Source organism: Streptomyces sp. CGMCC 4.7035, assembly GCF_031583065.1.
GTDB lineage: Bacteria > Actinomycetota > Actinomycetes > Streptomycetales > Streptomycetaceae > Streptomyces > Streptomyces yaanensis.
This window is the reverse complement of record NZ_CP134053.1, coordinates 5,797,720-5,809,928: the sequence shown is the minus strand read 5'-3', so window position 1 is coordinate 5,809,928 and position 12,209 is coordinate 5,797,720. Positions and strand designations below refer to the sequence as shown.

9 protein-coding genes and 2 pseudogenes are annotated in these 12,209 nt (G+C 70.6%); 8 read left to right on the top strand and 3 right to left on the bottom strand.

All coding sequences use genetic code 11. The annotated features are described in order from the left end of the window. Nucleotides 1-97: 97 nt before the first annotated feature. Nucleotides 98-868 carry a DeoR/GlpR family DNA-binding transcription regulator gene (locus tag Q2K21_RS25455; RefSeq protein ID WP_310775390.1) on the bottom strand — a complete coding sequence of 257 codons (771 nt, stop codon included), beginning with the start codon at nucleotides 866-868 and terminating at the stop codon, nucleotides 98-100. A gap of 291 nt (nucleotides 869-1,159) precedes the next feature. After that, nucleotides 1,160-1,969 (bottom strand): NAD-dependent epimerase/dehydratase family protein, encoded by an 810-nt coding sequence (locus tag Q2K21_RS25450; RefSeq protein WP_310775388.1) that lies wholly within the window; start codon nucleotides 1,967-1,969, stop codon nucleotides 1,160-1,162. Between the two features lie 253 nt (nucleotides 1,970-2,222). Between Q2K21_RS25450 and Q2K21_RS25445 the strand changes: the two genes are divergently transcribed. The 8 genes and pseudogenes from Q2K21_RS25445 (at nucleotide 2,223) to Q2K21_RS25410 (ending at nucleotide 9,947) form a co-directional block, all read left to right on the top strand. After that, nucleotides 2,223-3,164: a 5-dehydro-4-deoxyglucarate dehydratase gene (locus tag Q2K21_RS25445; RefSeq protein ID WP_310775386.1), complete on the top strand. Its 942-nt coding sequence runs from the start codon at nucleotides 2,223-2,225 to the stop codon at nucleotides 3,162-3,164. Next, nucleotides 3,161-4,324: a hypothetical protein gene (locus Q2K21_RS25440; RefSeq protein ID WP_310775384.1), complete on the top strand. Its 1,164-nt coding sequence runs from the start codon at nucleotides 3,161-3,163 to the stop codon at nucleotides 4,322-4,324. Before Q2K21_RS25445 ends, Q2K21_RS25440 begins: the two co-directional genes overlap by 4 nt. Nucleotides 4,325-4,484: 160 nt before the next feature. Beyond that, on the top strand, nucleotides 4,485-5,072 hold the full coding sequence (locus tag Q2K21_RS25435; RefSeq protein WP_310775382.1) for a TIGR03086 family metal-binding protein: 588 nt from the start codon (nucleotides 4,485-4,487) through the stop codon (nucleotides 5,070-5,072). Nucleotides 5,073-5,302: 230 nt separating this feature from the next. Further along, complete coding sequence (locus Q2K21_RS25430) at nucleotides 5,303-5,971, top strand: GntR family transcriptional regulator (protein ID WP_310775380.1); 669 nt, start codon at nucleotides 5,303-5,305, stop codon at nucleotides 5,969-5,971. Continuing rightward, the gene (locus tag Q2K21_RS25425; RefSeq protein WP_310775378.1) at nucleotides 5,968-6,876 is read left to right on the top strand and encodes a dihydrodipicolinate synthase family protein; all 909 of its coding nucleotides are present in this window, start codon (nucleotides 5,968-5,970) and stop codon (nucleotides 6,874-6,876) included. Before Q2K21_RS25430 ends, Q2K21_RS25425 begins: the two co-directional genes overlap by 4 nt. Before the next feature lie 8 nt (nucleotides 6,877-6,884). After that, nucleotides 6,885-8,612, top strand: a complete 1,728-nt coding sequence (gene araD / locus Q2K21_RS25420) for an L-arabinonate dehydratase (protein WP_310775376.1) — start codon at nucleotides 6,885-6,887, stop codon at nucleotides 8,610-8,612. Nucleotides 8,613-8,655: 43 nt separating this feature from the next. Next, nucleotides 8,656-9,029, top strand: a pseudogene (locus tag Q2K21_RS25415) (pectinesterase family protein); the annotation flags it as partial. A 123-nt stretch (nucleotides 9,030-9,152) separates the two neighbouring features. Next, entirely contained in the window at nucleotides 9,153-9,947 is a 795-nt protein-coding gene (locus Q2K21_RS25410) for an HAD family acid phosphatase (RefSeq protein ID WP_310775374.1), read from the top strand. On the opposite strand, the pseudogene Q2K21_RS25405 reads toward Q2K21_RS25410, so the two are convergent. Next, a pseudogene (locus Q2K21_RS25405) lies at nucleotides 9,944-12,161 on the bottom strand (family 43 glycosylhydrolase). The gene Q2K21_RS25410 and the pseudogene Q2K21_RS25405 sit on opposite strands and share 4 nt — an antisense overlap. Nucleotides 12,162-12,209 lie beyond the last annotated feature (48 nt).

The following is a 12,209-nucleotide window of genomic DNA, read 5'->3' as shown; positions in this document are numbered from 1 at the left end:
GGGCGTATGGGGAGATAAGGGGCGCGCACGGGCGTGGGTGTGCCCCCAGGTGGTGTGTTCGGTCTTTCAGGTGATCGGTTTTTCGGGTGTTCGGTTTTCAGATGCGGATGACCTGCGGGCCCTGTAGCGAGTAGCGGTGGGCTTCGGAGGCGGGCAGCAGCGTGCTGGTGACGATGGCCTCCAGCTCGCCGATCTCCGCGAACCGGCAGAAGCTCACCGCCCCGAACTTGGTGTGCACGCCAACGAAGACCGTGCGGCGGGAGGCGCGGATCGCCTGGGCCTTGACCTCGCTCACCGCCGGGTCGGGCGTCGTCAGTCCGTGTTCGCGGGAGATGCCGTTGGCGCCGATGTACGCCAGGTCGATGACGAATCCGGCCAGCATCTTCGTCGTCCAGTGGTCGACGGTGGCGAGCGTGCCGGGCCGCACCCGGCCGCCCAGCAGCAGGACCGTGGTGTTCTCGGCCTCCGCGAGCGCGCCCGCGGTGGCCAGGGACGCGGTGACGACGGTCAGCGGCCGGTCCCGGGGCAGCGCCTCGGCGATGAGCTGCGGGGTGAACCCCTCGTCGATGAAGACGGTCTCGGCGTCGCCGAGCAGGTCGGCCGCGGCGGCCGCGATCCGGCGCTTCTCGGGTACGTGGCTGGTGGCGCGGAAGGCGAGGGTCGTCTCGAAGCCGGCGCTCTCCACGGGATAGGCGCCGCCGTGCGTGCGGCGGACCAGCCCGTGGTCCTCCAGGGCGCGCAGATCGCGTCGTACGGTCTCCTTGGCGACGCCCAGCTCGGCGGCGAGCGTGGTGACGTCGACCGAGCCCGTGCGGCGGGCGGCTTTGACGATCTCGCGCTGGCGTTCCTCCGCGGTCCTGTCCGTCATCGCCGACACCTGTCTTTCGCGCTCTTCGGCCCGTATGCCCCCGGGGGTGCCCGAACCGGTGTTGCCCGTTCGGGCCCGGCAGGGCTCATGGGGGAAGTTCTACAGCGGGCGTGCGGCCGTGACCAGGCCTGTTGCATGCCCGAGTGTGCCCGATCCTGCCCGCTTGGCCGACTGTCTGCCCGCGTCGGACCTGGGCAGGAGCGGGACGGCGCGTGAGATCGGGCAGCTTCCGTGCCCGAACAGCGGAGCGGGCGGGCCCGTTCGGTGCCCGCCCGCCCTCGGTGTGTGTCGTCAGTACGGCCAGATCGGCGGGTTCGTGACGAAGTGCCCGCCCAGGTGCGCGTGGGCCGGGTTGTCCGGCTCCAGTTCGCCCTGCTCGGCGATGAGCTTCTCGGCGTACGGCTCGGAGTCGTCCCGCGGCTCGTAGCCGAGGGCCCGCGCGGTCGTCAGGTCCCACCACAGGCGGGTGTTGGCGGACGAGCCGTAGACCACGGTGTGTCCCACGTTCTCGGCGGTCAGGGCCGCGTGGAAGAGGCGGGCGCCGTCCTCGGGGCTCATCCAGATGGACAGCATGCGGACACTGGTCGGCTCCGGGAAGCAGGAGCCGATGCGCACGGAGACCGTCTCCAGGCCGTGCTTGTCCCAGTAGAACTGGGCGAGGTCCTCACCGAAGGACTTCGAGAGGCCGTAGAAGGTGTCCGGGCGGCGGGGGGTGTCGACCGGGATCAGCGGGGCGTCGCCCTGGGGGCGCGGGGTGTAGCCGACCGCGTGGTTGGAGGAGGCGAACACGATCCGGCGTACGCCCTCCTCGCGTGCCGCCTCGTACAGGTTGTACGTGCCCTCGATGTTCGCCTTGAGGATCTTGTCGAACGTGGACTCCAGGGAGATGCCCGCGAGGTGGATGATCGCGTCGACGCCCCGCACGGCCTCGCGCAGGGCCTCCTTGTCGGAGAGGTCCGCGGTGATCGCGTCCGGCTCGCCCTCGACGGGGCGCAGATCGAACAGGCGCAGCTCGTAGCCGTACTCCGGGAGCAGGGCCCGCATCAGGGTGCCGAGCCCGCCGGCGGCGCCGGTGAGCAGAACGGTGCGGGGAGCGGGCATCCTCGGTTCTCCTTGCCTTTGGCTCGTTCGCGGAGTCAACGGCCGCATTCATGTACAGCATTCACAAACATGGACACGCTAGGGAGCGGCGGCCGGGCTAGTCAAGTGTGGCGTGGAGCGGGGAAAACTGCTCCCGTATTGCGGTAATGCCTGCTTGACCCGCCTCAAGCGGGGCCCGTAGCGTGGGTCTGTTCAGAAATATGGACATCGATCATAAACATGCACCGACAACATGCACCGACAGGGAGCGCCTGTGACGCCAGCCCCTCTCGCCGCTCGACTCCGCAACCCCAGCGGGCCGCTGTTCTTCCCCGTCACCGCCTACGGCCGCGACGGCTCCATCGACCTCGACGTCTACCGCACGCACGTGCGCAGGGGCGTGGAGGCAGGGGCCGCCGCCGTGTTCGCCTGCTGCGGCACCGGGGAGTTCCACGCACTGCTGCCCGAGGAGTTCGAGGCCTGCGTACGGGCGGCGGTCGAGGCGGCCGAGGGGCGTGTACCGGTCGTCGCGGGCGCCGGGTACGGGACCGCGCTCGCCGTGCGCTACGCGCGGCTCGCGGAGCGCGCCGGGGCCGACGGGCTGCTCGCCATGCCGCCCTACCTCGTCCTCGCCGGGCAGGAGGGACTGCTGCGGCACTACCGCGAGCTGGCCGCGGCGACCTCGCTGCCGACCATCGTCTACCAGCGCGACAATGCCCTGTTCACCCCCGCGACCGTGGTCGAACTGGCCCGCACGGACGGTGTCATCGGCCTCAAGGACGGGCTCGGCGACCTGGACCTGATGCAGCGCATCGTCAGTGCCGTACGCAGCGAGGTCCCGGACGACTTCCTCTACTTCAACGGCCTGCCGACCGCCGAGCAGACCCAGCTCGCCTACCGCGCCATCGGCATCACGCTGTACTCGTCCGCCGTGTTCTGCTTCGTCCCGGAGATCGCCCTCGCCTTCCACCAGGCGCTCGGCTCCGGCGACGACGCCACCGTCCACCGGCTCCTGGACGGTTTCTTCCGCCCGTTCGTCGAACTCCGCGCCCAGGGCCGCGGCTACGCCGTCTCGCTCGTCAAGGCCGGCGTACGGTCGCGCGGCCTCGACGTCGGCGAGGTGCGGCCACCGCTGCACGAACCGTCCGAGGACCATGTCGAACAGCTCGCCCGGCTGATCGACCGCGGCTACGCGCTGCTCAAGGAGGGCATGTGAAGGCGTCGGCGTTCGTCTACCCCTGGGACGTCAACGGGGACCCGGGCGCGGCGGACCGCATCGCCACGCTGGGCGTCCGCCAGACCACCCTCGCATCCGCGTACCACTCCACGCGCGCGCTCACGCCCCGGCACCCACGGCACCGCATCGTGACGGCCCGCCACGCGGCCGTGCTGTACCCGACGGACCGGCGGTGGGAGGGCCGGACCCCGCGTCCGTACGCGGCCGGGGACTGGGCCCCGGGCGACGCGTTCGGCGAGGCGGCCGAGGCACTGGCGAGCTCCGGTCTGGAGGTGCACACCTGGGTGGTCCTGGCGCACAACTCCCGCCTCGGGGAGGAGCATCCGCGGACGTCCGTGGTCAACGCCTACGGCGACCCGTATCCGTGGGCGCCGTGCATCGCGCAGCCGGGCACGCGCGCGTACCTCGTCGACCTCGCGGCGGAGGCGGCCGTGCGGCCGGGCGCGCGCGGCACCGAACTGGAGTCGCTCGGCTGGTACGGCCTCGCGCATCTGCACGCGCACGACAAGATCGGCGGGGTGGGGCTCGGGGACGCCGGGCAGTACCTCATGTCGTTGTGCTTCTGCGTGAGCTGCTGTCGGGGATACGGGGAGCAGGGGCTGGACGCCGAGGCGCTGGCGGCGGCGGTACGGGCCGCACTGGAGCCGGTGTGGCGCGGCGCGCCCTCCGACGGAGGCTGGGCGGGAGTCGAGAAGCTCCTCGGTGACACCACGGCGGCCGCCACGCGCGCGTGGCGCGACGAAACCGCCCGCACGCTCCAGGAGGCGGCGGTGGCGGCGGTCCGCGCGGCCGCGCCCGACGGCTTCCAGGTGCTGCTGCACGCGGACCCGGTGTCGTACCACTGCGGAGCCAACGCGGGCGTCGACCCCGCGCACATCCTGTCCGTCGCGGACGGAGTGGTGGTGCCCTGCACGGGCGGTGCGGGCCTGCTGACGCCGTTCGCGGAACAGGGCCGGGAGGGCGCCGTCGTCGCGGCCAACCTCACCGTGGTCTCCGGCATGGGCGGCAGCCCGGGGACGCTGGAGCGGGACGCGCGAGGGGCGGCGGAGCTGGGCGCCACCGAGCTGCGGCTGTACCACGCCGGACTGGCGTCGGACGCCGACCTGGAGGCCGTGCGGGAGGCGCTCGCGGTCCTGTGACGCAGCGGCGCCGCGGGGACCCGGGACCGGACGGCCACGACCGTTCGATCCGGATGTCCTGGTGGGCACGTTGACCCGGATGTCCTGGTGGGCACGCGACCGATGAGTTCCGTGGACGCCGTCGGTCTACCTCCTGAGTGAGAACAGTCAGGAGGAGAGAATGACCGACACGATCCTTGACCTGGGACCGCAGACGCGGATCGTCGCCCGGCTCGCGGCCGGGGTGCGCGACGAGCAGCTGACGGACGTGACGCCGTGCCCCGGGTACGCGGTGCGCAACATGCTGGGCCATCTGATCGGGCTCGCCGTCGCCTTCCGGGACGCCGGGCGCAAGGACCTCGGCGTCACCACGGACACCAGCCCGACCGCCGGCGTGCCGGACATCGGGCCCGGCTGGCGCGAGGAACTGCCCAAGGTGCTCGACGAACTGGCCGATGCCTGGCGCGACCCGGGTGCCTGGACCGGCATGACCCGCGCGGGCGGGGTGGACCTGCCGGGCGCCGTCGCGGGAGCCGTCGCCGCCGACGAACTGGTGATCCACGCCTGGGACCTGGCGCGGGCCACCGGCCAGGAGCACGAGCCGGAGCCGGCCGCGCTCCAGACGTCGTACGGCTTCCTCCTCGCGGCGGCCGAGGACCCGAACCGCGGGGGCGGCGCCTTCGGCCCGGTCGTGCCCGTCCCCGCCGACGCTCCGCTCCTCGACCGCGCGGTCGGTCTGAGCGGGCGCGATCCCGCCTGGAAGCCGTAGCCCGAGCCCTCGGCATCAGGACCGGCCGAACACGAACCTCAACTTCCATCACCAGAACCGTTGACGAAACACATGCGCGCTCCTACGTTCGTCGCGCCGTACTTCGTACGTCATATATGAGACGCGATACGCGAGATCGGATACGCGAGATCCGATACATGAGATCGGATACGCGAGATCAGTACGCGAGACCCCGGCCCCCGGGGTCTCCGTGACACCGAGAGGCGCGCATGACCTCTGTGCCCACACCGATTCCCTCCCGCACGCAGTTCGTGCTGGAAGGGATCAAACACCGCATCCTCACCGGGCAGCTGACACCCGGTCAGGCCCTGGTGGAGACCGAACTCGCCGCACAGTTCGGGGTGTCGAAGACCCCCGTGCGCGAGGCGCTCAAGACCCTGGCCGGGACCGGGCTGGTCGTGATGAGCCAGTACAAGGGCGTCACGGTGCGCATGGTGGACGCGGACATGGCGCGCGAGGTCTATGACGTCCGGCTGCTCCTGGAGCCGGAGGCGCTGCGGCGGTCGGTGCGGCGCGGGGCCTCCCTGGACGCCGCGCGCGACGCGCTGAACCGGGCGGACGCGGCCACCGACACGGCCGAACGCTCCCTGGCCAACCGGGAGTTCCACCGCGCCCTGTACACGCCGTGCGGCAACCCGCTGCTCGGCCGGATGCTGGACGAGGTCCGCGACCAGGCCGCCCTGGTCTCCGCCGTCGCCTGGGCCGCCGATCCCTCCTGGGAGCGGGAGGCCGCCGAGCACCGGGAGATCCTGCGGCTCGCCCTCGAAGGTGACGCCGACGGCGCGTCGAGCGCCCTGCACGTCCACATCGCGTCGTTCGTGCACCGGGCCTTTCCCGCAACGGAGTCCGAGGCCGGGGGAGGGGACGGTCAGGCATGACGACGACGTTCGAGAGCCGACGGGCGGCCCTGGCCGACGTGGTGGCGATCCCGGTGACCCCGTTCGTCGAGGACGGCACCGTCGACCAGGACGCCCACCGGGTCCTGCTGCGGCGCCTGCTGGACGGCGGGATCAGGACCCTGACGCCCAATGGCAACACCGGTGAGTTCTACGCCCTCACCCCCGAAGAGCGGCGCCTCGTCACGGAGCTGACCATCGATGAGGCGGGGGACAGGGCCGCGATCCTGGTCGGTGTGGGACACGACGTGCCCACCGCCGTCGCCTCCGCCCGGCACGCCCGTGAGCTGGGCGCCGGGATGGTCATGGTCCACCAGCCCGTCCACCCGTACGTCTCGGCCGGGGGCTGGGTCGACTACCACCGGGCCATCGCCGAGTCCGTGCCCGAGCTGGGCGTGGTCCCCTACATCCGCAACGCACAGCTGCCGGGCTCCCGGCTCGCCGAACTCGCCGACGACTGCCCGAACGTCATCGGCGTGAAGTACGCGGTCCCGGACGCCGCCCGCTTCGCGGCCTTCGCCCGGGACGCGGGTCTCGATCGCTTCGTGTGGGTGGCGGGCCTGGCCGAGCCGTACGCGCCCTCGTACTTCTCTGCGGGTGCCACCGGCTTCACGTCCGGGCTTGTGAACGTCGCCCCGGCCGTCTCGCTGAACATGATCGAGGCCCTTCGATCCGGTGACTATCCGGCCGCCATGAAGGTCTGGGAGCAGATCCGCCGCTTCGAGGAACTGCGCGCGGCGAACGGCTCCGCCGACAACGTCACCGTCGTCAAGGAAGCCCTCGCCTCGCTCGGCCTGTGCCGCCGGGACGTCCGCCCGCCGAGCAGGCGGCTGCCCGAGGAAGAGCGGGCAGAGGTCGCCGCCATCGCCGCCGGGTGGTCCATATGAACGCCCGGGTGAACCCGAAGCGTCCCGAAGAGCTCAGAAGCCACCAGTGGTACGGCACCGACGGCCTGCGCTCCTTCAGCCACCGGGCCCGTACCCGGCAGCTCGGCTACCTGCCCGAGGAGCACCTGGGCAAGCCCGTCATCGCGATCCTCAACACCTGGTCCGACATCAATCCTTGTCATGTGCATTTAAGAGATCGCGCGCAGGCCGTGAAGCGGGGCGTGTGGCAGGCCGGCGGCTTTCCGCTGGAGTTCCCGGTCTCCACGCTCAGCGAGACCTTCCAGAAGCCGACCCCGATGCTCTACCGCAACCTGCTCTCGATGGAGACCGAGGAGCTGCTGCGCTCGTACCCGGTCGACGGGGCCGTGCTGATGGGCGGCTGCGACAAGTCGACGCCGGCACTCCTCATGGGCGCGGCGAGCGTCGACCTGCCGGCCGTCTTCGTGCCCGCCGGGCCCATGCTGCCCGGCCACTGGCGGAGCGAGGTCCTCGGATCGGGCACCGACATGTGGAAGTACTGGGACGACAAGCGCGCCGGGCTCATCGGCGACTGCGAGATGTCGGAGCTGGAGAGCGGGCTGGCCCGTTCGCCCGGGCACTGCATGACGATGGGCACGGCCTCCACGCTGACGGCCGCCGCCGAGGCGCTCGGTGTCACCGTCCCGGGCGCGTCCAGCATCCCCGCCGTCGACTCCGGGCACGACCGCATGGCCGCCGCCTCCGGCATCAGGATCGTCGAACTCGTCCACAAGGGCCGGAAGCTGAGCGACATCCTCACCCGCGAGGCCTTCGAGGACGCGGTGACGACGGTCCTCGGACTCGGCGGTTCCACCAACGCCGTCATCCATCTGATCGCCATGGCCGGACGGGCCGGCATCCGGCTCACGCTCGACGACTTCGACCGCATCGCGCGGACGGTCCCCGTCCTAGCCAACGTCCGGCCCGGCGGCGAGCGGCACCTCATGGAGGACTTCCACTTCGCGGGCGGCCTGCCCGGCTTCCTGTCCCGGATCCCGGACCTGCTGCATCTGGACCGGCCGACGGTCTCGTACGACACCCTGCGCGAGCAGATCGCCGGGGCCCAGGTGCACAACGACGACGTCATCCGTCCCCGCGACAAGCCGGTCGCGAACGAGGGCGGGGTCGCCGTCCTGCGCGGCAACCTCTGCCCGGACGGCGCCGTCATCAAGCACATCGCCGCAGAGCCGCACCTGCTCAAGCACACCGGGCCCGCGGTCGTCTTCGACGACTACAGGACGATGCAGCGGACCATCAACGACCCGGAACTGGGCATCACCGCCGACAGCGTGCTGGTACTGCGCGGCGCCGGCCCCAAGGGCGGCCCGGGCATGCCCGAGTACGGGATGCTGCCCATCCCCGATCACCTGCTGAAGCAGGGCGTGCGGGACATGGTGCGGATCTCCGACGCCCGGATGAGCGGCACGAGTTACGGCGCTTGCGTGCTGCACGTGGCGCCGGAGTCGTACGTCGGCGGACCGCTGGCCCTCGTGCGGAGCGGGGACAGCATCACCCTCGACGTCGAGGCGCGCACCCTCCGGCTCAACGTGGACGACGAGGAGCTGGAGCGCCGCCGGGTGGAGTGGACCCCGCCGTCTCCGCGGTACGAACGCGGCTACGGGGTGCTCTACAACGCACAGATCACCCAGGCGGACACAGGCTGCGACTTCGAGTTCCTGGCCCGGCCGGGGAGGGTGCCGGACCCGTACGCGGGGTGATCCCCACAAGCCGAACCCGTACACCGGCACCCCCGGAACCACTGCCGCGCCCTACGGCTTCGTCTTCGCGCCCTCCACCGTCGGCGCCAACCCGCGCGGTCACCTGGTGACGAGGAGCCGCATCGGCAGCGAGGCCCCGGACGGCTCCTACAAGCCGGCCCGCCCCTGGGTCCCCAGCTCCGACACCACCGCCCGCCCGAGCCTCACCGTTCGCGCCACCCGCCTCGACGCGGGTATCGACGCGGTCGCGCCCTAAACCAACATGTCGGCCGGCTTCCCCTGGCAGAACCAGCGGTTCGCCGAGTACCGCAACACCGGGCCGGGCGCCGAGATCACCGTCCCCGACAACCGCCCCCAGCTCACCGACGAACAGGCGGCGTCGGCGACCCGGGAGACTACCTGGGCGACTGGAGGCCCCAACTGCCGCACCACCTCCCCCCATCCGGACGGGGCACGCGAGGCCCGCTTTCTCCGTGGAGAAGGTATCGATCGGGCAACGGGCCTCGCGCTCGGAGGGGTGACGCGCGTAGAAAACCTGTCATGCATAAGCCACTTCGCATCGCGGCCCTCGTCGCCGCCTGCACTGTCGCCGGTGCCGCCCTGTACGGCGCCGGCGCGGCCACCGCCGGTCAGTCGACCGCGAACTCCACCCACGAGCCCTACAACATCGGGCTCCTGGTCAAGGACATCGACACCTACTACGGCGCCACGCTCGACAGCAACGGCGTGTACCAGGCGTCCCCGGACAGCCCGTACGCCAAGGACCTGGCGCGCCTCGACGCGGACGCCAAGCGCTACATCGACAAGGCTGCCCGCAAGGCCCACCACCGGGGCGAGAAGCCCGCGGTCGTCTTCGACATCGACGACACGCTGCTGCTCAGCCTCGACTACGAGAAGAAGACCAACTACACGTACAACTCGACCACCTGGGCCGAGTACGTGGCCAAGGCCGGCCGCCCGGCCGTCTTCGGCACCCCCGAGCTCGTCAACTACGCCGAGTCCAAGGGCGTCGAGGTCTTCTACAACTCCGGCCTCAAGGAGTCGCAGCGCTCCGCCGCGGTCGAGAACCTGAAGAAGGTCGGCGCCGACATCAACCTCGACGCCGACCACATGTTCCTCAAGGACGCGGCCAACCCGCCGTCCTACCTGAGCGCCTGCGCCACCCCGGGCACCTGGACCTGCACGACCGTGCAGTACAAGTCCGGCACCCGCAAGCACATCGAGTCGCTCGGGTACGACATCATCGCCAACTTCGGCGACCAGTACTCGGACCTCGACGGGGGCTACGCCGACAAGACGTACAAGCTCCCCAACCCGACGTACTTCGTCAGCTAGTCCGTACCGGCCGTCCGTACGGGCCTGATGGACTCCAGGGTCGGCACCACCGGCTTGATCGTGCCGTCGGCCGCGAACTCCATGCGGTCGACGGTCGTCTCCCGGTGCGTGCCGTCCCCGCCCGGCCTGCCGGGGCCGTTGAGCGCGAATCGGTGGTAGACGAGATACCAGTCGTCGGTGCCGGGCACGTTCACCACGGAGTGGTGGCCGGTCCCGAGGATGCCGTACTCGGGGCGCTTGGCGAGGATCGTGCCCCGCTTGGTCCACGGGCCGAGCGGGGACGGTCCGGTCGCATAGGCGACGTGGTAGTTCTCGCTGCGCGTGTCGTCCTCGGACCACATGAAGTAGTACGTTCCCCGACGCTTGATCACGAAGGAACCCTCACGGAAGTTGTCCGTGGTGATGTCCTTCACCTCGCTCGCGTCGAACGACACCATGTCGTCGTTGAGCGGTGCGACATACGCGTGCCCATTGCCCCAGTAGAGGTACGCTCGGCCGTCGTCGTCCGTGAACACCGCCGGGTCGATCATCTGGCCGCCGAACCGCCCCTTGGCGACGAGGGGCTTGCCCAGCGCGTCCTTGAAGGGAACGGCCGGTGAGTCCGCGACCGCCACGCCTATCTGCTGCTCCGCGCAGAAGTAGAAGTAGTACTTGCCGCCCCGCTCGGCGATCGCCGGCGCCCACGCGTTCCTGTCGGCCCAGCTCACGTCCGGCCCCAGGTCCAGGATCACACCGTGGTCCTTCCAGTGGACCAGGTCCCTCGACGAGTACGCCTTGAAGCTCGTACCGCTCCAGCCCGCGTAGCCGTCCGTCGTCGGGAAGATCCAGTACCGGCCGTCCAGGTAGTGCACGTCCGGGTCGGCGTTCAGCCCGGGGAGGACAGGACTGCGGGTGGGCACCGCCTCCACCGTCCAGGTGCGCATCGTGCCGTCCACGGCCGTCACCGTGTAGGTCTGCGGCGTGCGGAAGTCACGGCGGGTGCCGGAGGACGGGGTGACGGTCGCGCCCTCGCCGACGCTCAGCGACGGCGCCAGATGACGCAGGTCGGCGTCCGGCGTCATGGGCAGGACGACCTTGCTCGCGGCCTCGGTGACGACGGCGTACCCCTTCTGCCCGCGCGCCGTCGCGTCCACCACCGACGTACCCGTCGCCGGATAGGCGGCCAGCAGCCGGTCGTACTCCGCCTGCGTCACCGGGAGCACGGTGCCGTGCCGAGGGCTCGCGGGGAGCTGGTAGTCCGTGGACGGGGTCCATGTGCCCGAGTCCAGATCGGTGGTCTCGAAGGGGACGTAACCCCGGCCGCCGTACTCGTCGATGAACAGGTACCACTTCTTCTCGGTGTTGGACTTGAAGACCGTCGGGCCCTCGCCCCGGCTGATGGCCCCGCTGCCGATGCAGTCGGCGACGAAGCCGTACGACGTCGACGTCAGGCTCGTCGACTTCTCCGCGGTGATGAACTTCGAGCACGGGGAGTCGGAGGACGGGTTCCGCTCGTCCTTCGTGTAGCGGTAGTACGTGTCCTTGTACTTGACGACGGTCGAGTCGATCACCGAGTAGCCGGGGTCGTCCCAGACCTTGGGCGTGCTGAAGGTGCGGAAGTCCTTCGTCGTCGCGTACAGCATCTTGTTGTACGTCGAGCCCGTGTGGTCGGGGTCGTCGTCGGCGTACAGCTTCGACGCCCAGAACACCACGTACTCACCGAGCGAGTCGTCCCAGTACGCCTCCGGCGCCCAGGTGTTGCCCGCGTTGTCGGGCGATACCTTCACCAGGCGCTGGTCGGTCCAGTGGACCAGGTCGGTGGACTCCCGGACCATGATGGATCTGCTGCCGTGGCGCTGGACGTGGTCCCAGCTACCGCTGCTGTTCCTGTACATCCTGAGGTCGGTGGCGATGAGATAGAACTTGTCGCCCTCGGTGGAGCGGATGACGAACGGGTCGCGCAGGCCCTTCTCACCGATGGTGGAGGTGAGGACCGGCTTCCCGGCGTTCAGCTCCCGCCAGTGCAGCGGGTCGTTGCCACGGCTGAGGGCGTAGCGGATCTGCTCGCCGTCGGCGGTGCCCTCGCCGGTGAAGTAGGCGAAGAGGTAACCGGCGTACTTCTGGTGGTTTCACGGGCGGTGCTCCGGAGTGTGCGGGGCTGGGCGGGGTGGCGAGCAGGCCCAGCAGGAGGGCGAGGACGGGGACCAGGAGCGTGCGGGCGGTGCGGCGTCGCATGACACATCCTGTGGGAGTCTGATGGATTCTGTCGGGTAGGCGCCTTCG

Coding starts and splice junctions, on each gene's coding strand:
- Q2K21_RS25425 (WP_310775378.1), top strand. CDS start 5,968: ATGACGACGACGTTCGAGAGCCGACGGGCGGCCCTGGCCGACGTGGTG.
- Q2K21_RS25435 (WP_310775382.1), top strand. CDS start 4,485: ATGACCGACACGATCCTTGACCTGGGACCGCAGACGCGGATCGTCGCC.
- Q2K21_RS25430 (WP_310775380.1), top strand. CDS start 5,303: ATGACCTCTGTGCCCACACCGATTCCCTCCCGCACGCAGTTCGTGCTG.
- Q2K21_RS25410 (WP_310775374.1), top strand. CDS start 9,153: ATGCATAAGCCACTTCGCATCGCGGCCCTCGTCGCCGCCTGCACTGTC.
- Q2K21_RS25450 (WP_310775388.1), bottom strand. CDS start 1,969: ATGCCCGCTCCCCGCACCGTTCTGCTCACCGGCGCCGCCGGCGGGCTC.
- Q2K21_RS25455 (WP_310775390.1), bottom strand. CDS start 868: ATGACGGACAGGACCGCGGAGGAACGCCAGCGCGAGATCGTCAAAGCC.